Source organism: Streptomyces sp. G-G2 (genome assembly GCF_030063135.1).
In the GTDB taxonomy this organism is placed as follows: Bacteria; Actinomycetota; Actinomycetes; order Streptomycetales; family Streptomycetaceae; genus Streptomyces.
The window spans coordinates 37,842-64,099 of sequence record NZ_JASISO010000008.1; the positions used below are offsets into that span (position 1 = coordinate 37,842).

The window sequence follows — 26,258 nt, forward strand, 5'->3', positions numbered from 1 at the left end:
AAAAGCCACCTCAATCGGAGGTACCGGACATCCCCTAAGGGGTCAGGACCGCTTCCTGGCTCCGGGGACCAGCTGCGCGACGCGGGCCGACACGCCCCACTGGGTGACCCGCCACAGGGCCTCCACCACGATGTCGCGGCTCATCTTGCTGTCCCCGAACTCGCGCTCGACGAAGGTGATGGGCACCTCCACCACGTGGAAGCCCGCGCTCACCGCGCGCCGGGCCAGGTCGACCTGGAAGCAGTACCCGGCCGAGGCCACCCGCTCCAGGCCCAGGCCCTCCAGCGTCTCGCGGCGGAAGGCGCGGTAGCCGCCGGTCACGTCCCGGATCGGCACGTCCAGCATCAGCCGGGAGTACGTCGAGCCGCCGCGCGAGAGCAGCACCCGGTGGCGGGGCCAATTGACCACCCGGCCGCCGGGCACCCAGCGCGAGCCGAGCACCAGGTCGGCGCCCTTGAGGGCGGTCAGCAGCCGGGGCAGCTCCTCGGGCTGGTGGGAGCCGTCGGCGTCCATCTCGACGATGACGCCGTAGTCGCGCTCCAGACCCCAGCGGAATCCCGCCAGGTAGGCCGCGCCCAGGCCTTCCTTGCCCTTGCGGTGCAGGACGTGCACCTGCTCGTCGGCCGCTGCCAGCCCGTCCGCGAGCTTTCCGGTGCCGTCGGGGCTGTTGTCGTCCGCCACCAGGACGTGCGCGTGGGGAGCCGCCGCGCGCACGCGGGCGACGATCGGGCCGATGTTCTCCGCCTCGTCGTAGGTCGGAATGATCACCAGGACCGTCCCGAGCGGGCCGTAGCGCCGCTCACCGCCGTCACTCACAGCTTCCCCTTTGCGCGTCGTTCCCGTCCCGTCACGGAGAACCGATTTTAGAACAGCGGGAGGGGTGCGACGGAGAGTCGGGGCCGGGGGTCCTTCGGGCCGGCCGGGCGCCCGCTGGCTGCGGGCCGCCGTAACCGTTGTCTACTGGACCTCCGAGCCCCGACCAAGGCCACTCGCCCCCACGCTCCTTAGGAGCGGGGAGGGACCCCCGGCCGGCGGAACCTTCCCTCGCCCCCGAGGCGCGGGCGCGCTGAGCAGACGGAGCCGTCCGGCACGGTCGTCCTGTGGTGGACCCGGCCGAACCTATCCGGGTCCGGGCGCCCGCACCGAACCGAGGCCGGGCGGATCACCCCTGTGGGCGTACGAATACCTCCCGGCCGCCGACCACGGTGGCCAGGCACACCGGCAGATCGGCGCCGGGCGTCAGATCGGGCAGCCCGGGAGTGCCCGAACGGGGGTCGGTGGACCAGCGGGCGACCCGGTCGTCGGGGGCCTGCACCACCAGCGCCTCGGTCTGCCACAGGGCGTAGTCGGCCGGGGCGCCCGGCACCAGCACCCCCGCGTCGTCGCGGCCCAGCGCCCGCCAGCCGCCCCGGGTGTGGGCGGTGAAGGCGGCCCGTACGGAGATCCGTTGGGCCGGGGTCCGGTGGAAGGCGGCCGCGCGGACGGCGCCCCAGGGGTCGAGCGGGGTGACCGGCGCGTCCGAGCCGAAGGCCAGCGGGACGCCCGCCTTGAGCATCGCGGCGAACGGGTTCAGGGTCCGGGCCCGCTCCGGGCCCAGCCGGTCGGCGTACATCCCCTCCTCGCCGCCCCACGCGGCGTCGAAGGCGGGCTGGACGGAGGCGGTGAGGCCCAGTTCCGCGAAGGCGGCGATGGTGGCCGGGGTCATCATCTCGGCGTGCTCGACCCGGTGCCGGGCGGCGCGCACCCGGGCCGGGCCGACCTTCTCGGCGGCCGCGCGGACGCCGTCGACCACCGCGGTGAGCGCGGCGTCCCCGATGGCGTGGAAACCGGCCTGCAGGCCCGCCTCGGTGCAGGCCGCCACATGGGCGGCCACGTCGGTGGCGTCCAGGTAGCCGGTCCCGGTGTGCGCGGCGTCGGCGTACGGGGTGTGCAGACAGGCGGTGTGCGAGCCGAGGGCCCCGTCGACGAACAGGTCGCCCGCGGCGCCGACGGCGCCCAGCTCGCGGGCCAGTTCGAGGTCGAGGTCGGCCCAGTAGCCGAAGACCCGGGGGCCGGGCCGTTCGCGCGCGAGGTTCAGCAGGTCGTGGAAGTCCTCGGCCGAGGAGATGTCGGGGCCGCCGCATTCGTGGACGGAGCCGATGCCGAGGGAGGCGGCGTGGTCCAGGGCGGCCCGCTGGGCCTCGGCGCGCTGGGCGGGGGTGACCGCGGCGAGCGCGGCGGCCCGCACCAGGTGGTGGTCGTCGCGGGTCAGCGGCTCGTCCCCGGTGGTCCGCACGCCCGGGACCAGGTCCAGCAGGGCGGTGGAGACCACGGCCGAGTGCACGTCCACCCGGCTGAGGTAGAGCGGGCGGCCGCCGGTGGCCTCGTCCAGCTCCGCCCGGCGCGGGGCGCGCCGTTCGGGCCAGCGGGCCGCGTCCCAGCCGTGCCCGAGCAGCACCCGGTCGGCGGGGCGCCGGTTCGCGTACGCCCGTACGAGCGCCAGCGCGTCCGGCAGCGAGCGGGCGGCGGTCAGGTCCAGGCCGGTGAGGGCGAGGCCGGTGGCGGTGGTGTGCACGTGGGCGTCGGTGAAGGCGGGCGTGACGAGCGCGCCGTCCAGGTCGACGACCCGGTCCACGCCCTGGGCGAAGGCGTCGGCGGCGCCTTCGGAGCCGACCCAGGCGATGTGGCCGCGCTCGACGACCATCGCGGTGGCGAAGGGGTCGGCGGGGCTGTGGACTTCACCCCGGCGGAGCAGGAGGGTCTCGGTCGGGGTGGTTCCGGCGGCGGTGGCGGAAGCGGCGGTGCGGTCGGTCATGGCACCAGTCTCGCGGGTCCCCGGCCCCGGGCCGGACCAGGGTCCCCGCTCGCCCCCTCTCCGGCCCGCCCGCGCCACCGGCCCGCCCGCGCCGCCGGCTCGCCCGAGCCCCGCCTAGGGGGCATACTCCAGCCCCGCCGGCGTTTGAGGCGCCCCCGGAGGGCCGACGCGTCGCACCCCTCGGCGGGCCCTCAATCGCCGGGCAGGCTGCCGACGCGCCCCCGCGGGGCTCCGCCCCGGACCCCGCTCCTCAAACGCCGGAGGGGCTGGAAAGGCCCCGGGAGGGCGGGATCGGCCCCAGGCGGGACGGGATCGGCGCTCGGCCGGAAAGGCCCCCGGCGGCGGGCTAGACGCGTGGGGGGCGGGCCTCGTACGGGGTGGAGAGGACCACCGTGGTGCGGGTCGCGACATGGGCCAGGGCGCGGAGGCGGCTCAGGAGGTCCTCCAGTTCCAGGGGCGTCCCGACCCGGACCTTGAGGATGTAGTTCTCGTCGCCCGCCACGCTGTGGCAGGCCTCGATCTCGGGGACCCCGGCCAGGCGATCCGCGATGTCGTCCGGCGCGCTGGGGTCGAACGGTTTCACGGAGATGAAGGCGGTCAGCGGCAGCCCGACGGCCTCGGGATCGACCACGGCCGCGTAGCCGCGGATCACGCCGCGCTGCTCCAGACGACGTACTCGCTGGTGCACCGCGGACGTGGACAGCCCCGTGGCCTTGCCCAGGTCGGTGTAGCTCATCCGGCCGTCCCGCACGAGCAGATCCACGATCTGGCGGTCCAGCTCCTCCATTGCGCTCATAGCCGCCCAACCTATGGCCCAAGTGCGCTCCAGGCCCAGTGGTGTCCACGGGGAAGTGGCACCTGCGGCAGGCATGTGACCAACCCCACAAGGGTATGCAGGCGTACGCGGGGCGGTTGTGGTTACTCGTGCCGCGCGACGGGAAGTGCTTGCTGTGGCCGCGGCCGAACATGCCCGCCCGGCCCACCCAAGGGGGAGTACATCCATGCAGAACACCAAGCGCGCCGGTCGTACCGCACCGGCGTCCCTCGGACGGCTCGACCATTCCGACGGCGAGTACGGCGACTTCGACCAGGACGCCGACTTCCCGGACTACGCCGACGCCGAGGCCTTCGACATCCACCACGCCGTCTGCCCCGACTGCGGCCAGTCCATCGCGCTGGTCGCGGACGAGGAGTTCCTTCCGGAGCACGGGCTCTGCCTGAGCCCGTGGAACCCGTTCGGACTGACGGTCTGCGCGGGCACGGGGCGGCCCGCCGCCGAGGCGCGGGCGGCGGAGGAGGCGGCGGCCGAGCGGGAGCTGGAGCCGGTCGTGCACCTGACGCTCCCCCAGGGCCTGGACTGGCGGACGCAGCCCTTCTCGCACGTCGGCGGTCCGGGCTCGCGTCCTGTCCAGCACGTGCAGGCGGCCTGAGCCCGTCAGACGCGGTTCCAGTAGGTTCCCTGCACCATGGCGGCGAGGCTGGCATGGTGCAGGATCAGCCCGTCCGGGTCGGCCGGGACCTCCACCTCGCCGAAATGGGCCTGCCGGTAGGCGATCCGCAGCATCACGATCCCGTGCCGCAGGGCCGCGTACAGGGTGTGGAAGTCCATGTCCCGCGGGGTGTGGCCGGTGAGTTCCGCGTAGCGTCGCTCCAGGTCGTCCCGGCGCAGGAAGTCCGGCAGGCCGGGCTGGCCGAAGTTCACCGTGAGGTCCTGGAAGAACCGGTGGAGGTAGACGCTCCAGCCGAGGTCCACCTCGCGCGGGGCGTACGCCGCCATCTCCCAGTCCAGTACGGCGGCGGCCCGGAAGCCGTCGTAGACGACGTTGCCGATCCGGGCGTCGCCCCAGTTGAGTACGGCGGGGCCCTCGTCGGCGGGCCAGATCTCCTCCAGCCGGTCGAAGGCCCGCTCCAGCAGCGGTGAGCGGGCGAGTCCGGCCACCACCCACTCGTAGTAGGCGCGCTGGGCGTCCACGTGCCGTCGCAGCGGGCTGCCCGTGCCCCGCGGGAGGAGGAACGCGGCCTCCTCCGGTGGGAACTGGTCGTGCAGCCGGGCGAGCAGCGAGACGCTCTCCTCCTGGAGCGCGGCGCGTTCGGCGTCGCTCGCCGCGTGCAGCCAGTTGCCCTCGTAGGTATAGGGCATGACGTCGGGCGGCACCCGGCCCTCGGCGCGGGCCATCACGAAGAAGGGGGCGCCGAGCGGCTCCGGGTCCTCCTCCAGCCACCACGCGCGCGGCACGGGCACGTCGGTGTGCTCCGCCACCAGGCTCATCACCCGGTGCTGGCGGGGCATGTCGTAGGCGGGGAAGACGGTGTAGGCGTCCGGGTCGGCGGCCAGGCGCAGCGCGCAGGCCCGAACGGGGGTGTCGGGGTGGTCGATGTCGAAGAGCAGGGTCTCGCTGGACATGCCGTTGGAGCCGGGTACGGAGATGTTGGTGACCTCCGCACCGGGGAGGCGGGTGCCGAGCCAGGCCGCGAGGCGACGGCCGAGTTCCCCGGGTTCCCGGGTGGAGGTGCGGGGACGTGGAGCCGTGGCCATGGACGGCCACCCCTTTCTGTCGTGGACCGCCGGCCGGCCGCTGCCGGTGCCGGTGCCGCTGCCGCTGCCGGGCTGATGCCGGACGGCTGTCCGGGCCGCTGCCCGGGCTTCGCTCCTACGGCGCCACGGAGCCGTAGTCGGTGAAGCCGCTCGGGTCGTGCCGGCCGAAGCTGCCGTGCTCGAAGATCCCGAAGCCGGTCCGTCCGTCGAGGGTGAAGCGGGCGGAGTGGTCGGTGACCCCGAAGGCGGCCATGGGGTGGGCGGTGGGGTCGGAGAGGTCGTAGACCCGCCGGTCGGTCCAGCCGCGGCCCTGCCAGGTGCCGTGCTGCCAGTCGGTGGCGGGCGGGTACCCGGCTCCGACGGCGAGCGGGGAGGAGTTCAGGATCTCCACCCCGAGTTCGAGGGGCTTGCGGTCCCGGTCGGTGAGGTGGATGACGGCGCCCTCGGGGTGGCGGGTGCCGGTCCGGTAGCGGATGTCCGCCTGGGGCCAGCCGAGTTGTACGTCGCCCCGCCCGGCGGTGTCGGGGAAGACCTGGACGGCTTCGTTCAGGGCGCGGTGGCCGTCGGCGTCCTCCTGGACGATGACCATGAGGAAGCGGTCCTCGAAGCGGACCGGGACCCAGAGCCAGTGGAAGCCCTCGGTCCGGTGCTCCTCGGCGGCCCGGCCACCGTCCTCGCCGGGGATCGGGCGGACGCCCCAGCTGCGGTCCCGGGTGCCGGTCCACTCCCCCTCGGTGAGCTGGAGTTCTTCGCCCTTGGCACGGATGGTGCCGGTGACGGTGCCCGCCTGGACGAAGCGGCGGCCCTCCAGCATCAGCCGGTCGCCGCGGTGCTGGACGTGGTGCGGTTCCCACACGGCGGGGAAGGCCGCGGTCCAGGTGATGTCGCAGGAGAGCCCGTCCGGGTCGTCGGGGTCCGGCTCGCAGCGCAGGCCGATCCGGCGCAGCGGGACGTCGATGGTGATCCGCAGCGGGCCGACGGACAGGTTCATCCGGTCGTCGGTGAGTGCGTCGGAGGCGCGGACGGCGAGGAGTTCGTCGCCGAGGCGCAGGGTGGCGTAGGCGTCGATGACCCCGGTGTTGGGATAGACGCCGAGGCCGAGGATGAGGACGGCCCGGCCTGCGTGGTCGAAGACGTGGAAGATGCAGCGGTCGTAGGCGTTGCGGTCGCCGGTGGCGACGTGCTTCATCGACAAGGGGGCCTGGTGGATGGGGTATTCGTCAAGGGCGACGGGTCGGTCCGCGGGCATGGCAAACCTCCTGGGCACGGGGCGGCTCGGCGGATATGACGGTACGTCAGAAACCGCGCCCGGGGCCAGAGTCGTGTCACTCGCTGACAGATCAGCGGCGCGAGGGCCGGGGCACCGGCCGGGGACGCGGGACGGCGCGCGGACCCGCTCCAGGGGACCCCCTCGAACGGATACCCGTACGGTGGGTGCGATTACCCCGTCCGCACCCGCCGCGTTGGCCGTGCATGAGCACGCTTGAGGCATCCACGGGACGACGGCGGCGGCCGATGCCTCCGGGGTACGAAGAATCGGTTCACCGACCCGCGGACCCGCCCATCTACCGGGCGATGATGGCGCGTTGGGCCGACGACGGGCGCACCCTGCCGGGCCGCCGGGATCCCGAGTGGTCCCGGCTCGCCTCCTCCCCGGTCTGGCCGACCGGCCCGCTCTTCGGCGGCTGAACCGGACCGGGCCCGCGCGCGCTCACCGCTGCTCGCCGAGGACCATCCACCGGCCGGGGTTGCCCAGCGGCTCGAAGCCCACCTTCGCGTAGACCTCGTGGGCGTCCGCCGTGGCCAGCATGATCCGGCGCAGGCCGTAGGGGGCGAGGTGGTCGCGGACGGCCACCGCCAGGGCCGTGCCGAGCCCCTTGCCGCGCTCGGCCGGGGCGACGTAGACGTCGCAGAGCCACGCGAAGGTGGTCCGGTCGGTCACCACGCGCGCGTAGGCCAGCTGGGCGCCGGAATCCCGGTCGTACACACCGAAGTTGAGGGACCCGGCGATGGCCCGGTCCTGCTTCTCCCGCGAGCGCCCCAGCGCCCAGTAGGCGTCCCCCGAGAGCCACCGGTGGACCAGCCCCGCGTCGAGCCGCGCCGGATCGGTGGAAACCTCCCACGGACCCGCGTCCCGACCCCCCGACCCCGTTTCCCCGCGCCCCGGGCCGCCGGGGAGCCCCACGATCCCGGCGCCCGCCAAGCCCGCCACGCCACCGGGGGCCGCCACGCCTTCCGCGCCCGCCGCGAGCGCGGCGCTCCCGGCGCCCGGCTCGCCCTCGACGCCGTCCCCCGCCCTCGCGGGCAGGGCGATGCGGTAGTGGCGCAAGTGGGAGTCTTCGGCGGACAGGTGCATTCCGGACGATGTCAGGACGTGCTGGGACGCGCTGTTGTCCCGGTCGGTGTCGGCCCTGACGGCCGCGGCGCCCAGGGAGCGGGCCAGGGCGATCAGGGCGCGCAGGGCCTCGGCGGCGTAGCCGTGGCCGCGGGCGGCGGGGACCAGGCCGTAGCCGGCCGTGACCTCGCCCGCCGGGTCCGGGCGGCCGTGGAAGTCGGCCCCGCCGATCAGCTGCCCGCTCTCCCGCAGGCGGATCGCGTACGTGCCGAAGGGCCGGGGGTCACCGGTGGCCGCGCAGGTGTCCAGGAACCGGCGCACGGCAGCCAGGTCGCCCTCGGCCGGGTAGCCGGGCGCCCACGGCGCCGTGCCGTCGGGGTCGCCCGCGAGCACCCGCCCGGCCTCGGCGGGGGTCAACGGGTGGAGTACGAGCCGCTCCGTCACAAGGTCATCCATGACCGCTGGACTACCAGAACGGCGGCGCGGACCGCACCCGGGTTTCCGGGCGGGCGCGGTCCGGGGCGCTCAGCGGGACTCGGGGCCCGCGAGGTGCCGGGCGATGACCATCCGCTGGATCTGGTTGGTGCCCTCGACGATCTGGAGCACCTTCGCCTCGCGCATCAGGCGCTCGACCGGGAAGTCGGCGGTGTAGCCGTACCCGCCGAGGACCTGGACCGCGTCCGTGGTCACCGCCATGGCCGCGTCGGTGCAGAAGAGCTTCGCCATGGCCGCCTGCCGGGAGAACGGCTTCCCCGCGTCCCGCAGCCGCGCCGCCGACAGGTACAGGGCGCGGCCCGCCTCGATCTTGGTGGCCATGTCGGCCAGCATGAAGCGCAGCCCCTGGAAGTCCGCGATCGGGTGCCCGAACTGCTTGCGGTCCAGGGCGTACGCGAGCGCCTCGTCCAGGGCGGCCTGGGCGACGCCGACGGCGCAGGCGGCGATGCCGAGGCGGCCCGCGTCCAGGGCGGCCAGCGCGATGGTGAAGCCCTGGCCCTCCTCGCCGATGCGGCGCGCGTCGGGGACGCGTACCCCGTCGAAGTGCAGCTGGGCGGTGGGCGAGCCCTTCATGCCCATCTTCTTCTCGGGGACGGCCGCCGTCAGGCCCGGCGCGTCGCCGGGCACCAGGAAGGCGGTGATCCCCTTGGGGCCCGGCACGCCGGTGCGCGCGAGGACGGTGCAGAAGTCGGCGACCCCGCCGTGGGTGATCCACGCCTTGGTGCCGGTCAGTATCCAGTCGTCGCCGTCGCGGACGGCCTTGGTGACCAGGGAGGCGGCATCGGAACCGGCGGCGGGTTCGGAGAGGCAGTACGCGCCGAGCAGGCCGCCGCCGAGCATGGCGGGCAGGTGCTCGGCCTGCTGCTCCTTGGTGCCGTAGCCCGCCAGGCCGTGGCAGGCCAGCGAGTGCACGCTGACCCCGAGGCCGACGGTCAGGCGGGCCGCCGCCAGTTCCTCCAGTACCTGGAGGTAGACCTCGTACGGCTGATCGCCGCCGCCGAAGTCGCCGGCGTACGGCAGGCCCAGCAGCCCGGCCTCGGAGAGGAGGGTGAACACCTCGCGGGGGAACCGGCCGGAATCCTCCTCCTCGGCGGCCCGGGGGCGGATCTCCCGCTGGGCGATCTCGCGTACGAGCGCGAGAAGGTCACGGGACTCCTCGGTGGGCAGCTGACGGTCCACCGGTTGCGGGGCGCGGTCGGTCATGGCGGCGCTCTCCTCCCTCGTCGGGCACGGCGGCGGCGCGCGATATGGGTGGGTCGCGCCGCCGGGTCTCGGATCTCTCACAGCCGTCGGCGCCCTCCCGGATCACAAGGGGGCTGACCAGCGGCTGCGGCGGCTTGAGTATGCCCGATCAAGGGCGTTCCGTCACGGGTGCGCAGCTGCGGCCTACCCGCGGGGGTCCGCCGTTTCCGGCGTGGCGGGCGGGGCCGGGCACTGCGGGAGGAATTCCTCGATCACGCTCAGGGTCGCGCGCAGCTGCCGCACGAGCAGGGCGCCCAGGACCGGCCGGTCGGGACGCTCGGGCTCGCCTTCGGTACCGATCCACTCCAGGGTGGTGCCCTCGACCCCGGAGAGCCAGCCGATCAGCGCGAGCCGGGCCAGCGGGGGGACGGCCCGGTGGCCGTAGGCGCCCTCGGCGATGGTGGCGACCAGCTCGGCGCGGACCGCGTCGCGGATGGCGAGGACCTCGGCGTCGGAGCCGACCCCGCCGGTGACGATGGTGCGGTAGGCGGCCTGGTGCTGTTCGGCGTAGTGGAGGTAGCCGTCGATGGTGCGGCGGACCCGTTCGGCGTTGGGCTGGTCGGTGTCCCCGCCCGCCCGGGCGACGAGTTCGTTGACGGAGTCCTCGACGATGGCGAGGTAGTAGCCGCGTTTGCTCTTGAAGTAGTAGTAGATCAGCCCCTTGGCGACCCCCGCCTGCTTCGCGATGTCGTCCATCGACAGGGCGTCGTACGAGGTGTCGGCGAACAACTTGCGACCGGTCGCTATGAGTTCGGCCCGCCGAACCTGCGATCGCTCGGTGGTGCCGCGCTGTTGACTATTATTCAAATTCAGCCCTAGCCTCGAACTGCCACAGGATTCCCGCAGTATGGCAGACCCCCGTGGCACGGCTCCCCCGCGCTCAGCAGCCCCTCGCACCTCACCTCCGCAGCTCCCTCGCACCCCACCTCCGCAGCTCCTCGCACTTCCGCTGCGCACCGGACGACGTACGGGAGGCACCTCCGCCATGAGCACCGCAGGACGACAGGGCACCGCAGCACGACCCCCGGCCGAGGGCCGGGTCAACTGGAAGAAGACGGCCGTCGCCGCGCTCCCCGCGTTCGTCGCGGTCGGCGCGATGGGGATGGTGATGGCACAGGGAGCGCTCGCCGCGTCCTTCGCCGTCTCCGGCACCGGTTTCCAGGTCTCCTCCTCCAACCTCAGCAGCAAGGGCCTGTCCTCGTACGTGCAGACGGACCGCTCCGTCGACGGCAAGGGACACCCGGTCGCACTCCTCGGCATCGGCGAGGCGACGCTCACGGACATCTGCCAGTCCGCCGTGGTCGAGACCCCCGTCGGCAAGGTGGTCTTCAAGCTGATGGCGGGCGGCCCCGCCGGGAACGTCACCGCCACCAACCTGGTCATCGACGGCGAGGACCTCAGCGGTGACGCCCGCTTCGGCACCGCCGAGATCGGCCGCGACGCCTCGACCCTGGACCAGGTCGACGGCGTCAAGGGCGAGCCCGGGACGTTCGGCCTCCAGGCCGGGGACATCGAGGTCGCGGGCGTCCGCTCGCACGCCTGGTCCGCGACCGGCGGCGACTTCCGGCTCAAGGGGCTCAAGCTGAACGTGGCCCTGGACGGCAAGCAGTGCTTCTAGCGGCACTGGCCACCGGGCGGCTGGAGCGGCGGCTGCCGTGGCCCGGGGTGCGGGCCCGGCTGCGGGCCTGGCGCCGGACCCGGCCCTTCTGGGGCGGGCTGCTGCTGGTGCTGGGCGGGATCGCCGCGATCGGGATCGGGCTCGCGCTGATCGCCGCGGGCCTGTTCCTGTGGTTCCTGCCGCAGGCCCGCACGTACGTCAGCATCCACGCCCTGCTGCTGTCGGTCCTGTCCTTCGTCGCCACCAACCTGGGCGGCTTCCTCGTCGGGATGCTGCTCGGCGTCACCGGCAGCGCCCTGGCCTTCGGCTGGACCCCGCTGCCGGATCCGGACGGGGACGAGGAGGAACCGTACGTCCCCCGCCCGAACGGCAGCGGGCCGCGGACCCTGGCCGCCGTGCTGCCGGTGGTGCTGCTCGCGGCGCTGGCGACGGGCGCGCCCCGGGCCCGGGCGGCGACGGCCGACGGCGCTCCGCCGACCGTGCCGCGCACGCCCCCGACGGTCACCACCTCCCTCTTCGCCCCGCAGGGGTTCGCGCTGGCCGGGGTCACCCAGGTGCCGACGGTCGACGGGCCGCTCAAGGTACTGGTGCTCACGATGCGGGCGGCCAAGCTCTACGACTACCGGCTGCGCACCCGCGACGGCGGCGACGAGTACGGGCTGGCCGCCACGGCCCTCGACCTGAGCGGCGACGTGACCTTGTACCTGACCAAGTTCAGCGGGTGCATCGAAGGGCTGCTGTGCGTCACCTTCACCCCCGACGGGCTGCCCGCGCCGCCCGTCATCCCGCCCTTCGTCTTCATGACGAACGTGAGCGCCGAGCAGGCCCTGGTCACCGCCGACCTGATCGTGACCGACGGGCTGCGGCTGGAGGCCTCGTGATCCCCGTCCAGGCCGCTCCGCTGCGGGTCCGCGGGCCTACGCCGACTGGTCCGCGGGCGGCCCGGAGGGCTCGGGCGTCGGGGGCCCGGGCGTCCGGGCGGTCGTCAACCACTGCCAGCGGTTCGCCACCGCGGAACCGGAAGAGGAGACGGGGACGGCGCCCGGCGGGCGGACGCTCAGAGCCAGCCGATCTGGGTGACGAGCATCGCGAGGACGACCACGAGGGTCCAGCCGAGCACGTGCTCCAGCCAGGCGGAATCCTCCTCGGGGCCCCCGGTGCGGACGAGGTCGCGAGCACGTGTGGTCAGAGCGGCGGTGTGTGCGGTCATACGTCCAATGTGACAGCGTTCGCGGCCTTCGCGGGAGAGACGATGCTCACGCGTGGCACCCGTCACGCGCCCGGGCCCCGGCCGCCCGTGCGGCCGGGACCCGGTGTCCATGGGGTCCGGAAGGCTACCGGCTCTCAGCCGGCGACGGCGTGCTCGCGGCCCGTCCTGTGCGTCCCGGAGCGGCGCTCGCGGGCCGCCATGCCCGCCATGGCCAGCGCGAGCACGAGGGCGACGGCGCCCGTGACGCAGTTGCTGACCACGGTCCGGGTCGTGTCCATCTCTCCGACGATCACCCAGGGCGCGACGATCGTCCAGGCGCCGATGGCGACGGCCGTCCAGGCCATCGCGTGGGTGCGTTCGTAGGCGGAACCGAGCCCGCCCATGCACAGGCAGTACGCCAGGCCCGCGATCAGGTTCGTGATGGCCAGCGCGGTCAGCCCGCTGAACCCGGCGATCCACGGCGAGGCCGCCAGGTACAGGCCCGTGATCAGGGCCAGGGTCTCCACGGCCTGGGCACGGGGTGTGGTGGTGACCCGCTCGAAGCGCGTGCGCATCTCGGCGAGATCGGGGTGCGTCTCGATGTTGGGGTGGGTGGTCACGGTCCGCCTCCTAGAGGGAGCCTTTATGTGCCCTTTAACCCGTAATCTTCCCATTTGAGGGGTCCGGAAACCGTGCGGGAATCCGGAACTCTCAGAGCACGCCGACCGATCGCAGCGCGCTGAGCCGCGCCGGGTCCGGGACCGCCGGCGCGTAGAGGTAGCAGATGCCGCCGCTGCCCGAGAGAACCTTGCCGGAGGCGTGGTAGCGCTTGGTCCGCAGCCAGACGTTCTCCCACTCGCGCCGGCGGTAGACCCGGCGCACGGCCTGGTCGGTGGGCGAGTTCGGGTCGTTGGCGATCACGTCCCCGGCCGCCGTGAAGCCGATGACCGTCATCAGGTGGCCCGCCGTGCCGTACCCCGCGCCGGTGAGTTCCCCCTCGCGGAAGGACTGCGAGGTGATGACCGGGATCCCGGCCCCGGTCAGGGTCTCCAGGTCGGTGAGCGAGCCGAGCCGGGTCACCACGCCCGCGAGTCCGGGGTAGGTGGCGGCGTAGGCCGCGTTGAAGGGCCAGTTGCCGCAGCCCTTGTAGGCCGCGTCGTAGGTGGCGCGGGCCGCGTGGCAGACCTGCGGGTCGGCGTACTCCTTCTTCACCCAGGCCAGGGCCGCGGCGCTGGGCTTGCGGCCCCAGTACTCGATGATCATCTGCGAGGAAGTGGGGCTGCACCAGGCCTCGCCGCCGTTGTCGTACTCGGGGTACTGGCCCGCGTGGATCTCCTGCGAGTAGCGCGGCACGGCCAGTTCGCGGGCCGGGCCCGGCGCCGAGGCGGGCACCGTGAAGCGGTCGGGGACGTCGGAGGCCATCGCGCCCGCCAGCCACACCTGCGGGCCCAGCGGGGCCCCCGGGCGGCGGTGCAGGGTCAGGCGCAGCTGCCAGTCGCGGATCCGCAGCCCGCTCGCGCGCGCCGGGCCGTCCAGGGCCAGGGTGTCGGTCCAGACGGTGGAGGTGCCGTCGGTCTGCCCGTCGACCGAGGTGCGGCGGATGTCGCCGTCCCCGGAGGCCCAGCGGCCCATCACGTACCAGGGGCCGGTGACCCCGTTGGTATAGGTGGCGCGCAGCTCGGTCTGGATCCAGGTCCCGGCGGGGGTACGGGCGTTCCAGGAGGCGATGGCCTCGGTGGCGGGCACGGCGCAGCGGTGCACCGGGGAGGTCCAGGTGGCGTACTCCCAGGTGCTCTTGCGCCCCGTGTGCGGGTCGGCGTACTCGGTGCGGCCGGCGGGAGTGGCGATCCGCAGCCCGGGGCGCGGGCCCGGGGCGGCGGCGGTCCCCTCGTGGTTCCCGGCCTGCCAGTGGGGGTACGCGTACCAGAACCGGTTGTCCGCGGTCCGGCCCGGGGCCGGGGCTCCCCCGGCGCCCTTCGGGGCGGGCGCGGCGGCGGACGGGGAGGCGGAGACGGTGGCGGCCGTGGCGGCGGCGAGGGCCGCGGCGAGGACGGCCCGGCGCGGGGTGGGTGCGGTCATGGGCGGAACCCCCAGTGGTGCGGTGCGTGCGGTGCGGTGCGGGCGTGCGGTGCGGTCCGGCATGCGGTGCGGTGCCGTACGGCTGGTACGTGGTCCGGCCAGCCTCCCAGTTCGCGGGGGGCCGATGCCAGGGTGCCGGGGCCGTGTCGCGCATCCCCGTAGGCTGGCGAAGTGGAACCCCTGACCCCGCCCGCGGCGGCCCCCCGCCCCCTCGCACCGCTCGCCCGGGAGCTCGCCGCCCTGCCGCCGTCCCTGGGCCCGGTCCGGGTGATCGGCGTCGACGGGCACGCCGGATCGGGCAAGAGCACCTTCGCCGGGCGGCTGTCCGAGGCCCTCGGCGGGGCGCCCGTGCTCCACCTCGACGACGTGGCCACCCACGAGGAGCTGTTCGGCTGGACGGAGCGGCTGCGCGCCCAGGTGCTGGATCCGCTCGCGGCCGGGCGGGCGGCCCATTGGGCGCCGTACGACTGGGTGGCGCGCCGGTTCGGCCCCGAGCGCGCGCTGGAGCCGCCGCGGGTGCTGATCGTCGAGGGCGTGGGCGCCGGGCGGCGGGCGCTGCGGCCGCACCTGGCGCGGCTGATGTGGATGGAGATGCCCCGGGAGCAGTCCTGGGGGCGCGGGCGGAGCAGGGACGGGCGCGAACTGTCACTCTTCTGGGACGGATGGGAGCGCGCGGAGCGCGCGCACTTCACGGACGACCCTTCGCGCCCCTTCGCCGACACGCTGGTGCGCCAGAGCGGTACGGGATACGAGTGGTCTTCCGGGGCGGATGCGACTGCCCTGCGAGCCCTTTTCGTCGCCGAGAGTGACGAACTCCCCAGGTCCTGACCCGAGCCCGGCCCGGTCCGCACACGCAGGCCCCGGGTCCCTCCTGGGTGCGCTTGACCTGCCCCCGCGACGGCCTTACGTTCTGAATGTGCGGTTTTTCAGGGCCGCCGAAGACGCGGAGCCCCCGGTTGTTCCCCCGTGACCGGGGGCTTCGTCCTGTCCCGGGAGCCTCCGCGGCCGTCCCTTCGGCCGCCGATCCCCTCACACACCTTCACGCTCCGTGATCACTTGCGCCCGGGGCGCACCTCGGACGCGTTCCCGCCGCACCCTACGTAAGGCCCGTGACCGCAGGTACGATGCCACCCTGATTTCATCGGCGCATGGGCAACTCACGTGCAGCACACGGGGGTTGACGCGCACCACGGGGGCAGGCTTGTGGGGGATGTGATGGACTTCGCCGCGCGAGGCAGTGCCTACGCCCCGGCCGAACTCGCCTGGCTGCGCGGGGTGGACGCCTGCACGATGGGCGCCTATCCGCAGGCCGAGGAGGAGTTCCGGGCAGCCGTACTGCTCGATCCCTCGATGGCCGACGCCTGGCTGGGGCTGCACGCGCTGCGGGTGGACACCACCAACGCGTTATTGCGCATGTACGCCCACCGGGACCGCTTCGGGGAACAGCGCGCCCGGCACCGGCGCACGCTCAACTCCTGGTATTGGCTGGGCTGGTGGGTCCAGCCCGTACTGGAGAGCAGGCGCGACCTGCTGCTCGCGCACGCCTCGCACTGGCTGGACGGCCGCCACGTGCCCGAACTGGACCAGGCGCTGGCCGCGCTGCCCCCGGTGGACACCGATCCGCAGGTGCGCTTCCTGCACGCCTGCCGGGCCTATCTGGTCAAGGACTGGGAGCAGTTGGTCCGCCAGACCGAGCCGCTCGTCGACGATCCGCTGCTCGGCATCGAGGCCGGGCTGTTCGGCGGGATGGCCCGGGTCCGGCTGGAGATGTACGGGCAGGCGGAGCCGATGCTGTCGGCGGCGCTGATGCGCTGCCGCAGCGAGCAGCCGCAGCGCAAGGAGCTGCGCTACTGGCTGGCCCGGGCGCACGAGGGCACCGGGCGCAGCGCGGCCGCGCTGCCGCTGTACCGCGCGGTGCACCGGGTGGACCCGGCGTTCATGGACACCGCGGCCCGGCTGACCGCCATCGCCGAGAACGACGGCCTGGACGGGCTGGACGGCCTCGACGGCTACGGGCTCTCCGCGGCGGACGGGAACCTCGCCGCCGTGGCCCTGGCCGGCGGCCTCGGGCAGGACATCGCGGCGGACGGGCAGCTCGAGGCGGACCCGCTGCTCTCGGCCGAGCCTCCGGAGGCCCGCTTCGGGCCGGGCCCGGGCGCGCCGAACCTGCCGGTGGGGCCGGGGCAGGGAGCCGACGGCTCCGGCCGGGTGGACGGCGTACGGCACCGGGCGGGCGTACCGCCGCAGGCCGCGCCACCGGGGCTGCCGACGGGACCGGCGGATCCGGCGCTGCTCGCCGAGGCGCTCGCCGAGCTGGAGCGGATGGTGGGCCTGGAGCCGGTCAAGCGGCAGGTCAAGGCGCTCTCCGCGCAGCTGCACATGGCCCGGCTGCGGGCCGGGCAGGGGCTGCCGGTGCAGCCGCCGAAACGGCACTTCGTCTTCTCCGGGCCCTCCGGTACGGGCAAGACGACGGTGGCGCGGATCCTGGGCCGGGTGTTCTACGCGCTCGGGCTGCTCGGCGGCGACCACCTGGTGGAGGCCCAACGGGCCGATCTGGTCGGCGAGTTCCTGGGGCAGACCGCCGTCAAGGCCAACGAGCTGATCGACTCGGCGATCGGCGGGGTGCTGTTCGTGGACGAGGCCTACAGCCTGTCCAACTCGGGCTACAGCAAGGGCGATGCCTACGGGGACGAGGCGCTCCAGGTGCTGCTCAAGCGCGCCGAGGACAACCGCGACCACCTGGTGGTGATCCTGGCGGGCTACCCGGCGGGCATGGACCGGCTGCTCGCGACCAATCCCGGGCTCTCCTCCCGGTTCACCACCCGGGTGGACTTCCCGAGCTACCGCCCCCTCGAACTGACCGCGATCGGCGGGGTGCTGGCCGACGCGAACGGGGACAGCTGGGACGAGGAGGCCCTGGAGGAGCTGCGCAGCATCAGCGGGCACGTGGTGGAGCAGGGCTGGATCGACGAGCTGGGCAACGGCCGCTTCCTGCGCACCCTGTACGAGAAGAGCTGCGCCTACCGGGACCTGCGGCTCGCCGGGTACGCGCTGACCCCGTCCCGGGAGGACCTGTCGACGCTGCGCCTGGCGGACCTGATGCAGGCCTACGGCGAGGTGCTGTCGGGCCGGGGCCCGCAGGACCGGGGACGCACGGATCCGCCGCCCCCCATGTAGCGGGGACGGCGGACCGGGTGCCCGCTAGCGGGTCAGCGCCCGCTCGGGGCGCCGGGCGGGCGGGGCGGTCGTGCGGTGCGCGGGATCGCGTACCTCACCGACCAGTTTCTCCAGTACGTCCTCCAGCGCGACCAGCCCGAGCACCCGGCCGGCGGGGTCCGCGACCTGCGCCAGGTGGGTGGCGTCCCGCCGCATGACGCTGAGCGCGTCGTCCAGCGGCAGGGTGGCCGACAGGGTGGTCATCCGGCGCCAGACCCGCTGCGGGACGGCCCCTTCCCGGTGTTCCAGGTCGAGTACGTCCTTCACGTGGACGTAGCCCATGAAGGAGCCGCTGTCCGCGCGGACCGGAAAGCGCGAGTACCCGGTGCGGACGGTCAGCTGCTCGATCTCGCGCGGGGTCACCGAGGGGGTGACCGTGACCAGCCGGTCGCGGGCGAGGAGGACGTCGGTGACCGGGCGGCTGCCCAGTTCGAGGGCGTCCTCCAGGCGCTCCTGCTCGCCCTGCTTCAGGAACCCGGCCTGCCGGGAGTCCTCGACGAGCCGGCCGAGCTGGGCACTGGTGTAGACGGCCTCGACCTCGTCCTTGGGCTCGACCTTGAAGAGGCGGAGCACCAGGATCGCGCAAGCGCCCAGCGCGGTGGTGACCGGCCCGCAGAGGCGGGCGAAGGCGACCAGGCCGGGGCTGAACCACAGGGCGGTCTTCTCCGGGGCGGCCATGGCGAGGTTCTTGGGGACCATCTCGCCGATGACCAGGTGGAGGAAGACCACCGCGGCGAGCGCGAAGGCGTAGCCGAGGGGGTGGACGAGGCCGTGCGGGACCCGTACGGCCTCGAAGAGCGGCTCCAGGAGCCGGGCCACGGTGGGTTCGGCGACCGCTCCGAGGGTGAGGGAGCAGACGGTGATGCCGAACTGGGCCGCGGCCATCATCCGGGGCAGGTTCTCCAGCCCGTGCAGCACCTGGCGGGCCCGCTTGGAGGAGGCCGCCAGGGGTTCGATCTGGCTGCGGCGGACGGAGACGAGCGCGAACTCGGCGCCGACGAAGAAGCCGTTGGCCAGGACGAGGAGCAGGGCGAAGAGCAGTTGGAGGGCGTTCACCGGGTGACCGCCATCTCGCGTGCGGCCACGGAGCCCGTGCTACCGGAGGAGCCGGAGCCGGAATCCGGTTCCGTTCCCGCGCCGCCGTCGGCCGTACGGACGAGCCGGACCCGCTCGGCGCGGTAGCGGCCGACCTGGCGGACGGAGAGCTTCCAGCCGGGCAGTTCGGCCCGGTCCCCGGGGGCGGGGATCCGGCCGAGCAGGTCGGCGACCAGCCCGGCGACGGTCTCGTAGGGCCCTTCGGGCACGTCGAGGCCTATCCGGCGCAGGGTGTGCACCCGGCAGCTGCCGTCGGCCTCCCAGCAGGGACGGCCGTCCTCGGCGGGCACGGCGGCCAGCTCGGGGCTCTCGTCCTCGGCGAGGTCGTGCTCGTCGCGGACCTCGCCGACGAGTTCCTCCACGATGTCCTCCAGGGTGACGACTCCGGCGGTGCCGCCGTACTCGTCGACGACGACGGCCATCGGCTGTTCGCTGCGCAGCCGCTCCAGCAGCGGCTGCACCGGCAGGGAGCCGGGCACCAGCAGCGGGGCGACACAGATCCGGCCCACGGTGGTGCGGAAGCGCTCGGACTCGGGCACGGCGAGGGCGTCCTTGAGGTGGACCACGCCGGTGATCTCGTCGATGCGCTCCCGGTAGACCGGGAAGCGGGACAGCCCGGTGGCCCGGGTCAGGTTGAGCACGTCGGCCGCGGTGGCGGTGTGCTGGAGCGCGCTGACCTTCACCCGGGGGGTCATGACGTGCTGGGCGGTCAGCTCGCCGAGCGAGAGGGTGCGGACGAAGAGGTCGGCGGTGTCCTGTTCCAGGGTGCCCGCCTGAGCCGAATGGCGGACCAGGGAGACCAGTTCGCCCGGGGTGCGGGCGGAGGTCATCTCCTCGGCGGGCTCCACGCCCAGCGCCCGGACGAGCCGGTTCGCGACGGCGTTGAGACCGGCGATGACGGGCCGGAAGGCACGGGAGAAGGCGTCCTGGGGACCGGCCACGATACGGGCCACCTGGAGCGGCCGGGAAACCGCCCAGTTCTTCGGGACCAGCTCGCCGACGACCATCTGTACGGCCGAGGCGACCAGCATGCCGGTGACGACGGCGATCCCGGTGACCGCCCCGCGGGGCAGTCCGGTCGCCGCGAGCGGCCCGGTGAGCAGCCCGGCGAGGGCGGGCTCGGCGAGCATGCCGACCACGAGGGAGGTGAGGGTGATGCCGAGCTGGGTTCCGGAGAGCTGGAACGACAGCTCCCGCAGGGCCTTGACGACCGTACGGGCGCGCTTGTCGCCGTCGGCGGCGGCGCGTTCGGCCTCGGGTCTCTCCACCGTGACGAGGCCGAATTCGGCCGCCACGAAGAAACCGTTGGCGAGGATCAGGGCGAATGCCGCCACGAGCAGGATGAGCGGGGTGGTCATGCCGCCGCCTCCGAGGGGAGGGCGGCGCGTGTACTACCGGACGATCCGTCCATTGCTGGAGGGAGTCACTCCTCAAGTCGCAGGTACCCACGGGCCGGGTTGTCCCGGGGAGGGTGGGAGGGCGCGGGAAGGCGCCCCGCCACCAGGGTAGTCATTGAGATCGTGGCCGCAATGGCACTCAGCGGTCGAGCTGGCCGCTTCCGTGGTTCTCGGCCAGCGCGCGCAGGGCGCGGGCGTCGCCGATCGCCTGCTGCTTGGCCACTCCGGGCTGGATCCCGAGGGCGGGCAGGCTGGTGCCGTCGTTGAGGTCGAGGAACACCCACGGGTCGCCGGGGCGGAGGTTGACGCGCAGGATCTGCGCCCATTCCAGCCGCCGGGTGGTGGTCAGGTTGACGACGGTGACCCCGGCCTCGTCCGCGACCACCTTGGGGCGGCTGAGCAGCACCAGGACGGAGGAGAGCAGCACGGCCGTGAAGACGAAGCTGAGCCGCTCGCCGCCCCCGAGGCCCTCCAGCATCAGGGCGATCGCCGTGATGGTGAGGAACATGGCGAGCCCGACGCCCAGCAGGACCACGCGGGTCCGGGTCGGCCGGAAGGTGACCGGCAGGGCGGGCAGTGCGGACTGGGCGGCGGACTCGCTCATGAGGTGCTCGGTTCTACGAAAGGACGTACGGAGGGACGGCTTCGGCCGGGCGGGTCAGAGCCTGCAGGCGTGGATCGAGGTGGTGAGGATCGCGCGCGCGCCCAGCTCGTACAGGTCGTCCATGATCCGCTGGGCCTCCTTGGCCGGAACCATCGCACGGACGGCGACCCAGCCCTCGTTGTGAAGCGGGGAGACCGTCGGCGACTCCAGGCCCGGGGTGAGGGCCACGGCGCGCTCCAGGTGCTCGGCGCGGCAGTCGTAGTCCATCATCACGTAGCTGCGGGCCACCAGGACGCCCTGGAGGCGGCGCAGGAACTGCTGGGCCCGCGGGTCGTCGGCGCTGGTGCCGCTGCCGCGGATGACCACGGCCTCGGAGGTCATGATCGGCTCGCCGATGACCTCCAGGCCCGCGTTGCGCAGGCTGGTGCCGGTCTCGACGACGTCCGCGATGATCTGGGCGACGCCGAGCTGGATGGCCGTCTCGACCGCGCCGTCGAGGTGCACGACGGAGGCGTCGATGCCCTTCTCGGCGAGGTGCTTGGCGACGATCCCCTCGTAGGAGGTGGCGATCGTCATCCCGGTGAAGTCCTCGGGGCCCTTCGCCGTGCCGGGGATGGTGGCGTAGCGGAAGGTGGAGCGGCCGAAGTTCAGCGCCAGGATCTCCTCGGCGCTGGCGCCGGAGTCGAGCAGCAGGTCACGGCCGGTGATGCCGATGTCGAGCTTGCCCGAGGACACGTAGATCGCGATGTCCTTGGGGCGGAGGTAGAAGAACTCCACCTCGTTGTCGGGGTCGACGACCACGAGCTCCTTGGACTCCTTGCGCATCCGGTAGCCGGCCTCATGGAGCATCGCCGACGCCGGTCCGGAGAGGGAACCCTTGTTGGGGACGGCGATGCGCAGCATGAGTCTTCCTTGGGTGCGTAGGTGCGGGGGTGCTTCGGTGTCTCAGTGCTTCGGTGCTTCGGTGCTTCGGTGTGAAACAGCGTGGTGCGAGGGCTCGGCGGCCCGGCGGCTCAGAGGTGCGCGTAGACGTCGTCGAGGGAGATCCCGCGGGCGACCATCATCACCTGTACGTGGTACAGCAGCTGCGAGATCTCCTCGGCTGCGGCTTCCTTGCCCTCGTACTCGGCGGCCATCCAGACCTCCGCGGCCTCCTCGACCACCTTCTTGCCGATGGCATGGACGCCCTTGCCGACCAGCTCGGCGGTACGGGAGGTGCTCGGGTCGCCGTTCGCGGCCTTGAGCTGCAGCTCGGTGAAGAGCGCTTCGAACGTCTTGGGGGGCTTGGGTTGGTTCGCCATGATGGTCCTCAGAATAAGGGGTCGACGACCGCCACTCAGCGCCAGGGTTCGCTGACGGTGCGCAGGGTCATGGCGGTGGCGACGGCGGCGGTGACCGCTTCGTGCCCCTTGTCCTCGTTCGACCCTTCGAGTCCGGCGCGGTCCAGCGCCTGCTCGTCGTTGTCGCAGGTCAGTACGCCGAAGCCGACGGGGACTCCGGTGTCGAGCGATACCTGGACCAGGCCCTGGGTGACGCCCTGGCAGACGTACTCGAAGTGCGGGGTGCCGCCGCGGACGACCACGCCGAGGGCGACGATGGCATCGTAACCGCGACCGGCGAGTACCTTCGCCACCACCGGGAGCTCGAAGCTGCCCGGGACGCGCAGCAGGGTGGGCTCGTCGATGCCCAGCTCGTGCAGGGCGCGCAGGGCGCCGTCGACGAGGCCGTCCATGACCTTCTCGTGCCATTGGGCCGCGATCACGGCTACCCGCAGGTCTCCGCAGTTCTTCACGCTCAGTTCGGGTGCGCCCTTGCCGCTCACGGCTCTCCTCGTGCTTTCGGTGCGTTCGGTGCTTGTCGGTCTGATCGGTCTGTTCGGTCTGATCTGTTTACTGGTTGCCGCAGGCCGAGACGACGACCGTGCCGTCCAGCCAGGGCAGGTCGTGCCCCATCCGGTCCCGCTTGGTGCGCAGGTACCGCAGGTTGTGCTCGCCCGCCTCGGTCGGCATGGCCTCCCGGCTGACGACCTCGATGCCGTGGCGGACCAGGGCCTCGGCCTTCTCCGGGTTGTTCGTCATCAGCCGGGTGCTGCGGACGCCCAGGTCGGCGAGGATCTGCGCGCCCGCGCCGTAGTCACGGGCGTCGGCGGGCAGGCCCAGCTCCAGGTTCGCGTCCAGGGTGTCGCGGCCGCGCTCCTGGAGTTCGTACGCGCGCAGCTTGGCCAGCAGGCCGATGCCGCGGCCCTCGTGCCCGCGCAGGTAGACGATGACCCCGCGCCCCTCGGCCCTGACCCGCTCCATGGAGGCGTGCAGCTGGGGGCCGCAGTCGCAGCGCTGGGACTGGAAGATGTCCCCGGTCAGGCACTCGGAGTGCATCCGGGCCAGGACGTCGCGGCCGTCGCCGATGTCGCCGTGGACCAGGGCGATGTGCTCGACCCCGTCGACGGTGGAGCGGTAGCCGTACGCCGTGAAGTGGCCGAAGGACGTCGGCAGGCTGACCTCGGCCTCGCGGCGCACGGTCGGCTCGGCGGAGCGGCGGTAGGCGACCAGGTCCTCGATGGAGATGATCGTCAGGCCGTGCTTGCGGGCGAAGGGGATCAGCTCCGGCAGCCGGAGCATGACCCCGTCCTCACCGGCGATCTCGACGATGGCGCCCGCCGGTCGCAGGCCCGCGAGGCGGGCGAGGTCGACGGCGGCCTCGGTGTGGCCGTTGCGGACGAGGACGCCGCCGGGCTTGGCGCGCAGCGGGAAGACGTGGCCGGGGCGGACGAAGTCCTCCGCCGCGCTCGCGCCGCTCGCCAGCAGCCGCAGGGTGGTGGCGCGGTCGGCGGCGGAGATGCCGGTGGTGACGCCGTGGGCGCCGCTCGCGTCGACGGAGACGGTGAAGGCGGTCTGCATCGACTCGGTGTTGTGCGTCACCATCTGCGGCAGCGCCAGGCGGTCCAGCTCGGGACCCTCCATCGGGGCGCAGATCAGGCCGCGGCACTCGCTCATCATGAAGGCGATGATCTCGGGGGTGGCCTTCTCGGCGGCGATGACGAGGTCGCCCTCGTTCTCACGGTTCTCGTCGTCGACGACGACGACGGGGCGGCCCGCAGCGATGTCCCGGATCGCCTGCTCGACGGGGTCGAGCCGGAAGGACTCGCTCGCGTGGTCGCTCTCGTTGGGCACGGGCTTGAGGGTCATGCCGTTGCTCCTTCCAGGGCCGGGCTTTCGGTGGTGCGCGAGCGCTGGTACCAGTCGTAGGCGCCCCAGACGACGAGGGCGAAGTAGACGACGTAGACGAGGCCCGAGAAGACCAGACCGCTCTGGAACGCGAGCGGAACGCCGACGACGTCGACGAGCAGCCAGGCGAACCAGAACTCGACCAGGCCGCGGGCCTGGGCGACCATCGCCACGATCGTGCCGACGAAGATGTAGGCGTCGGCCCACGGGCTCCAGGAGAGCGAGGGGACGAGGGTGAAGAGGCCGCCGACGGCGAGGGTGCCGAGGGCCGCCCCGGCCAGGAGCAGGCCGCGCTCGGTCCAGGTGGCGGTGCGTACGGCGATGGACCCGTCCTGGGCGTTCTGCCTGCCGCGCTGCCAGGCGCGCCAGCCCCACACCGCGACGGCGATGACCAGGAGCTGCTTGCCGACGCCGCCCGCGAGGTGGGCGGTGGCGTAGGCGCCGACCAGGATCAGGCCGGAGAGCAGCTGGGCGGACCAGGTCCATATGGAGCGGCGCCAGCCGAGGGCGAGGGCGCCGAGGCCGATCAGGTTGCCGATCATGTCGGACCAGATGACCTTCTGGCCGAAGACCGCGAAGGCCTCGGTGTTGAGCCAGGTGAGCGCGCTCATCGGTCCGTCTCCTTCGGGTCCGCGGTGGCGGCGGCGGTCAGCGGGTCGACGCCCGCGGCCAGGAGGCGCTCGACGTACTTCGCGAGGACGTCGACCTCCAGGTTGACCGGGTCGCCGGGCTTCTTGATGCCGAGCGTGGTCAGGTCGAGCGTGGTGGGGATGAGGCTGATGGTGAAGTGGTCGGCGGCGGCCTTCACCACCGTGAGGCTGACGCCGTCGACCGTGATGGAGCCCTTCTCGACGACGTACCGGGCCAGCCGCGCGGGCAGCGAGACCTCGACCAGTTCCCAGTGCTCGGAAGGGGTCCGGGAGACGATCCGGCCGGTGCCGTCCACGTGGCCCTGGACCAGGTGCCCGCCGAGGCGGCCGCCGAGGGCCATCGGGCGCTCCAGGTTGACCCGGGAGCCCTGGGTCAGGGCGCCGAGGCTGGAGCGGTCGAGGGTCTCCTGCATGACGTCGGCGGTGAACTCGCCGTCCCCGGTCTCCACGACCGTCAGACAGACACCGTTGACGGCGATCGAGTCGCCGTGCTTGGCGCCCTCGGTGACGAGGGGGCCGCGCAGCCGGAAGCGGGAGGCTTCGCGGAGCTGCTCGACGGCGGTGACCTCGCCCAGTTCTTCGACGATTCCGGTGAACACTCAGTGCTCCTTGGGGGCGGTGGGGACGGCGGTGACGCGCAGATCGGGACCGAGGCGGACGACCTCGGTGATCTCCAGGCGCAGGGCCTGGGCGAGGGTGGTGATCCCGGCGTCGGCGAGGACGCCCGGGCCCGCGCCGAGGAGGACGGGGGCGAGGTAGCCGACGATCTCGTCGACGGCTCCCGCGGCGACGAAGGCCCCGGCCAGGGCCGGGCCGCCTTCGATCATGACGGAGCGCACCCCGCGGGCGCCCAGCTCGGCGAGCAGGGCGGTCACGGAGATGCCGGAGGTGTCGCTGGGCAGCCGGACCACCTCGACGCCCGCCAGGTGGCGGGTGTCGGCGTCCTCGGCGACCGCGACCAGGGTGGGGGCGGCCTCGTCGAGGATCCGGGCGCTGGGCCGGATGGTGGCGCGGGTGTCGAGGACCACGCGCAGGGGCTGGCGGACGCCCTCGATGCCGCGGACCGCGAGGTGCGGGTCGTCGGCGCGCAGGGTGCCGGAGCCGACGACGACGGCGTCGGCCTCGGCGCGCAGCCGGTGGACGTCGGCGCGGGACTCGGGGCCGCTGATCCAGCGGCTGGTGCCGTCGGCGGCGGCGACCCGGCCGTCCAGGGTGGCGGCGTACTTCCACAGGACGAAGGGGCGGCCCAGGCGTACGGAGGTCAGCCAGGCCCGGTTCCCGGCCTCGGCCTCGGCCCGGAGCGGCCCGTGGGCGCTCTCGGTGACCTCGACCGTCTCGATCCCGGCGGCGCGCAGGGTGGCGGCGCCACCGCCCGCCACCGGGTTCGGGTCGGGCACGGCGTAGACGACGCGGGTGATCCCGGCGTCGATGAGGGCCTGCGAGCAGGGCCCCGTACGGCCGGTGTGGTCGCAGGGTTCGAGGGTGACGTACGCGGTGGCGCCGCGGGCGGCGTCTCCCGCCGCGCGCAGGGCGTGGACCTCGGCGTGCGGGCCGCCCGCCCGCTGGTGCCAGCCCTCGCCGACGACGCGGCCGGCGGCGTCGGTGATGACGCAGCCCACGACGGGGTTGGGGCTGGTGTAGCCGAGCCCGCGGGCGGCCAGCTCGACGGCCCGCCGTACGGCGTGCGCGTCGATGGCGTGCGGGTCGTTCGCGTCGGCGTGTGTCGCCACCGGGTCCTCCTGCCTCATAGGGCACGGACTCCGGGGCCTGTCGGGATACGACAG

26 protein-coding genes and 1 pseudogene are annotated in these 26,258 nt (G+C 73.5%); 5 read left to right on the top strand and 22 right to left on the bottom strand.

Features of this window, described 5'->3' with window-relative positions; translation table 11 throughout:
• Nucleotides 1-42 precede the first annotated feature (42 nt).
• The 3 genes from QMF80_RS08810 to QMF80_RS08820 all read right to left on the bottom strand — a co-directional run bounded on the left by QMF80_RS08810 (nt 43) and on the right by QMF80_RS08820 (nt 3,581).
• Nucleotides 43-816: a polyprenol monophosphomannose synthase gene (locus QMF80_RS08810; protein WP_283451269.1), complete on the bottom strand. Its 774-nt coding sequence runs from the start codon at nt 814-816 to the stop codon at nt 43-45.
• A 346-nt stretch (nt 817-1,162) separates the two neighbouring features.
• Complete coding sequence (locus QMF80_RS08815) at nt 1,163-2,794, bottom strand: amidohydrolase (RefSeq protein WP_283451270.1); 1,632 nt, start codon at nt 2,792-2,794, stop codon at nt 1,163-1,165.
• Nucleotides 2,795-3,140: 346 nt separating this feature from the next.
• A complete protein-coding gene (locus QMF80_RS08820; RefSeq protein ID WP_283451577.1) occupies nt 3,141-3,581 on the bottom strand; it encodes an Lrp/AsnC family transcriptional regulator in 441 nt (146 codons plus the stop codon).
• A 214-nt stretch (nt 3,582-3,795) separates the two neighbouring features.
• Between QMF80_RS08820 and QMF80_RS08825 the strand changes: the two genes are divergently transcribed.
• Nucleotides 3,796-4,224: a hypothetical protein gene (locus QMF80_RS08825; protein WP_283451272.1), complete on the top strand. Its 429-nt coding sequence runs from the start codon at nt 3,796-3,798 to the stop codon at nt 4,222-4,224.
• A 5-nt stretch (nt 4,225-4,229) separates the two neighbouring features.
• On the opposite strand, the gene QMF80_RS08830 is transcribed toward QMF80_RS08825, so the two are convergent.
• From QMF80_RS08830 to QMF80_RS08855, 6 genes and pseudogenes are all read right to left on the bottom strand, one after another.
• A complete protein-coding gene (locus QMF80_RS08830) occupies nt 4,230-5,330 on the bottom strand; it encodes a phosphotransferase family protein (protein ID WP_283451274.1) in 1,101 nt (366 codons plus the stop codon).
• A 115-nt stretch (nt 5,331-5,445) separates the two neighbouring features.
• Nucleotides 5,446-6,579 carry an Rv3169 family protein gene (locus QMF80_RS08835; protein ID WP_283451276.1) on the bottom strand — a complete coding sequence of 378 codons (1,134 nt, stop codon included), beginning with the start codon at nt 6,577-6,579 and terminating at the stop codon, nt 5,446-5,448.
• 462 nt (nt 6,580-7,041) lie between these two features.
• Entirely contained in the window at nt 7,042-7,413 is a 372-nt protein-coding gene (locus tag QMF80_RS08840) for a GNAT family N-acetyltransferase (RefSeq protein WP_283451578.1), read from the bottom strand.
• A gap of 279 nt (nt 7,414-7,692) precedes the next feature.
• Nucleotides 7,693-8,121, bottom strand: a pseudogene (locus QMF80_RS08845) (GNAT family N-acetyltransferase); the annotation flags it as partial.
• Nucleotides 8,122-8,190: 69 nt separating this feature from the next.
• A complete protein-coding gene (locus QMF80_RS08850) occupies nt 8,191-9,363 on the bottom strand; it encodes an acyl-CoA dehydrogenase family protein (protein ID WP_283451277.1) in 1,173 nt (390 codons plus the stop codon).
• A 183-nt stretch (nt 9,364-9,546) separates the two neighbouring features.
• Entirely contained in the window at nt 9,547-10,209 is a 663-nt protein-coding gene (locus QMF80_RS08855) for a TetR/AcrR family transcriptional regulator (protein ID WP_283451278.1), read from the bottom strand.
• Nucleotides 10,210-10,387: 178 nt separating this feature from the next.
• Between QMF80_RS08855 and QMF80_RS08860 the strand changes: the two genes are divergently transcribed.
• Both QMF80_RS08860 and QMF80_RS08865 read left to right on the top strand, forming a co-directional pair.
• The gene (locus tag QMF80_RS08860) at nt 10,388-11,020 is read left to right on the top strand and encodes a DUF6230 family protein (RefSeq protein WP_283451280.1); all 633 of its coding nucleotides are present in this window, start codon (nt 10,388-10,390) and stop codon (nt 11,018-11,020) included.
• Nucleotides 11,011-11,901: a DUF6114 domain-containing protein gene (locus QMF80_RS08865; protein WP_283451282.1), complete on the top strand. Its 891-nt coding sequence runs from the start codon at nt 11,011-11,013 to the stop codon at nt 11,899-11,901. The genes QMF80_RS08860 and QMF80_RS08865 overlap by 10 nt, the downstream gene beginning before the upstream one ends.
• Nucleotides 11,902-12,077: 176 nt before the next feature.
• Here the strand turns inward: QMF80_RS08865 and QMF80_RS08870 are convergent, their stop codons facing one another.
• The 3 genes from QMF80_RS08870 to QMF80_RS08880 all read right to left on the bottom strand — a co-directional run bounded on the left by QMF80_RS08870 (nt 12,078) and on the right by QMF80_RS08880 (nt 14,288).
• Nucleotides 12,078-12,230, bottom strand: a complete 153-nt coding sequence (locus QMF80_RS08870; protein WP_283451284.1) for an SCO1431 family membrane protein — start codon at nt 12,228-12,230, stop codon at nt 12,078-12,080.
• Nucleotides 12,231-12,364: 134 nt separating this feature from the next.
• Nucleotides 12,365-12,829: an SPW repeat protein gene (locus QMF80_RS08875; RefSeq protein ID WP_283451285.1), complete on the bottom strand. Its 465-nt coding sequence runs from the start codon at nt 12,827-12,829 to the stop codon at nt 12,365-12,367.
• A gap of 91 nt (nt 12,830-12,920) precedes the next feature.
• The gene (locus tag QMF80_RS08880; protein ID WP_283451288.1) at nt 12,921-14,288 is read right to left on the bottom strand and encodes a C39 family peptidase; all 1,368 of its coding nucleotides are present in this window, start codon (nt 14,286-14,288) and stop codon (nt 12,921-12,923) included.
• 171 nt (nt 14,289-14,459) lie between these two features.
• Between QMF80_RS08880 and QMF80_RS08885 the strand changes: the two genes are divergently transcribed.
• Together QMF80_RS08885 and QMF80_RS08890 are read left to right on the top strand one after the other, a co-directional pair.
• A complete protein-coding gene (locus QMF80_RS08885; protein ID WP_502962806.1) occupies nt 14,460-15,116 on the top strand; it encodes a uridine kinase family protein in 657 nt (218 codons plus the stop codon).
• A gap of 387 nt (nt 15,117-15,503) precedes the next feature.
• On the top strand, nt 15,504-17,465 hold the full coding sequence (locus QMF80_RS08890) for an AAA family ATPase (RefSeq protein ID WP_283451290.1): 1,962 nt from the start codon (nt 15,504-15,506) through the stop codon (nt 17,463-17,465).
• Between the two features lie 24 nt (nt 17,466-17,489).
• Here the strand turns inward: QMF80_RS08890 and QMF80_RS08895 are convergent, their stop codons facing one another.
• The 10 genes from QMF80_RS08895 to ribD all read right to left on the bottom strand — a co-directional run bounded on the left by QMF80_RS08895 (nt 17,490) and on the right by ribD (nt 26,222).
• The gene (locus QMF80_RS08895) at nt 17,490-18,560 is read right to left on the bottom strand and encodes a hemolysin family protein (protein WP_283451292.1); all 1,071 of its coding nucleotides are present in this window, start codon (nt 18,558-18,560) and stop codon (nt 17,490-17,492) included.
• The gene (locus tag QMF80_RS08900; RefSeq protein WP_283451295.1) at nt 18,557-19,957 is read right to left on the bottom strand and encodes a hemolysin family protein; all 1,401 of its coding nucleotides are present in this window, start codon (nt 19,955-19,957) and stop codon (nt 18,557-18,559) included. The genes QMF80_RS08895 and QMF80_RS08900 overlap by 4 nt, the downstream gene beginning before the upstream one ends.
• Before the next feature lie 178 nt (nt 19,958-20,135).
• Nucleotides 20,136-20,600 carry a PH domain-containing protein gene (locus tag QMF80_RS08905; protein WP_283451296.1) on the bottom strand — a complete coding sequence of 155 codons (465 nt, stop codon included), beginning with the start codon at nt 20,598-20,600 and terminating at the stop codon, nt 20,136-20,138.
• A gap of 54 nt (nt 20,601-20,654) precedes the next feature.
• Nucleotides 20,655-21,503, bottom strand: coding sequence for an ATP phosphoribosyltransferase (gene hisG / locus QMF80_RS08910; RefSeq protein WP_283451299.1), 849 nt, complete (start codon nt 21,501-21,503; stop codon nt 20,655-20,657).
• A gap of 110 nt (nt 21,504-21,613) precedes the next feature.
• Nucleotides 21,614-21,901 carry a phosphoribosyl-ATP diphosphatase gene (locus QMF80_RS08915; protein ID WP_283451301.1) on the bottom strand — a complete coding sequence of 96 codons (288 nt, stop codon included), beginning with the start codon at nt 21,899-21,901 and terminating at the stop codon, nt 21,614-21,616.
• Between the two features lie 35 nt (nt 21,902-21,936).
• Nucleotides 21,937-22,422: a 6,7-dimethyl-8-ribityllumazine synthase gene (gene ribH / locus QMF80_RS08920; protein ID WP_283451303.1), complete on the bottom strand. Its 486-nt coding sequence runs from the start codon at nt 22,420-22,422 to the stop codon at nt 21,937-21,939.
• 67 nt (nt 22,423-22,489) lie between these two features.
• Nucleotides 22,490-23,785 carry a bifunctional 3,4-dihydroxy-2-butanone-4-phosphate synthase/GTP cyclohydrolase II gene (locus tag QMF80_RS08925; RefSeq protein WP_283451305.1) on the bottom strand — a complete coding sequence of 432 codons (1,296 nt, stop codon included), beginning with the start codon at nt 23,783-23,785 and terminating at the stop codon, nt 22,490-22,492.
• Nucleotides 23,782-24,435, bottom strand: coding sequence for a nicotinamide mononucleotide transporter family protein (locus QMF80_RS08930; RefSeq protein ID WP_283451307.1), 654 nt, complete (start codon nt 24,433-24,435; stop codon nt 23,782-23,784). The genes QMF80_RS08925 and QMF80_RS08930 overlap by 4 nt, the downstream gene beginning before the upstream one ends.
• On the bottom strand, nt 24,432-25,073 hold the full coding sequence (locus QMF80_RS08935) for a riboflavin synthase (protein WP_283451309.1): 642 nt from the start codon (nt 25,071-25,073) through the stop codon (nt 24,432-24,434). The genes QMF80_RS08930 and QMF80_RS08935 overlap by 4 nt, the downstream gene beginning before the upstream one ends.
• Nucleotides 25,074-26,222: a bifunctional diaminohydroxyphosphoribosylaminopyrimidine deaminase/5-amino-6-(5-phosphoribosylamino)uracil reductase RibD gene (gene ribD, locus QMF80_RS08940; protein ID WP_283451311.1), complete on the bottom strand. Its 1,149-nt coding sequence runs from the start codon at nt 26,220-26,222 to the stop codon at nt 25,074-25,076.
• Nucleotides 26,223-26,258 lie beyond the last annotated feature (36 nt).

Coding starts and splice junctions, on each gene's coding strand:
- QMF80_RS08815 (WP_283451270.1), bottom strand. CDS start 2,794: ATGACCGACCGCACCGCCGCTTCCGCCACCGCCGCCGGAACCACCCCG.
- QMF80_RS08820 (WP_283451577.1), bottom strand. CDS start 3,581: ATGGAGGAGCTGGACCGCCAGATCGTGGATCTGCTCGTGCGGGACGGC.
- QMF80_RS08825 (WP_283451272.1), top strand. CDS start 3,796: ATGCAGAACACCAAGCGCGCCGGTCGTACCGCACCGGCGTCCCTCGGA.
- QMF80_RS08830 (WP_283451274.1), bottom strand. CDS start 5,330: ATGGCCACGGCTCCACGTCCCCGCACCTCCACCCGGGAACCCGGGGAA.
- QMF80_RS08835 (WP_283451276.1), bottom strand. CDS start 6,579: ATGCCCGCGGACCGACCCGTCGCCCTTGACGAATACCCCATCCACCAG.
- QMF80_RS08850 (WP_283451277.1), bottom strand. CDS start 9,363: ATGACCGACCGCGCCCCGCAACCGGTGGACCGTCAGCTGCCCACCGAG.
- QMF80_RS08860 (WP_283451280.1), top strand. CDS start 10,388: ATGAGCACCGCAGGACGACAGGGCACCGCAGCACGACCCCCGGCCGAG.
- QMF80_RS08870 (WP_283451284.1), bottom strand. CDS start 12,230: ATGACCGCACACACCGCCGCTCTGACCACACGTGCTCGCGACCTCGTC.
- QMF80_RS08880 (WP_283451288.1), bottom strand. CDS start 14,288: ATGACCGCACCCACCCCGCGCCGGGCCGTCCTCGCCGCGGCCCTCGCC.
- QMF80_RS08890 (WP_283451290.1), top strand. CDS start 15,504: ATGGACTTCGCCGCGCGAGGCAGTGCCTACGCCCCGGCCGAACTCGCC.
- QMF80_RS08900 (WP_283451295.1), bottom strand. CDS start 19,957: ATGACCACCCCGCTCATCCTGCTCGTGGCGGCATTCGCCCTGATCCTC.
- QMF80_RS08905 (WP_283451296.1), bottom strand. CDS start 20,600: ATGAGCGAGTCCGCCGCCCAGTCCGCACTGCCCGCCCTGCCGGTCACC.
- hisG (WP_283451299.1), bottom strand. CDS start 21,503: ATGCTGCGCATCGCCGTCCCCAACAAGGGTTCCCTCTCCGGACCGGCG.
- QMF80_RS08915 (WP_283451301.1), bottom strand. CDS start 21,901: ATGGCGAACCAACCCAAGCCCCCCAAGACGTTCGAAGCGCTCTTCACC.
- QMF80_RS08925 (WP_283451305.1), bottom strand. CDS start 23,785: ATGACCCTCAAGCCCGTGCCCAACGAGAGCGACCACGCGAGCGAGTCC.
- QMF80_RS08930 (WP_283451307.1), bottom strand. CDS start 24,435: ATGAGCGCGCTCACCTGGCTCAACACCGAGGCCTTCGCGGTCTTCGGC.
- ribD (WP_283451311.1), bottom strand. CDS start 26,222: ATGAGGCAGGAGGACCCGGTGGCGACACACGCCGACGCGAACGACCCG.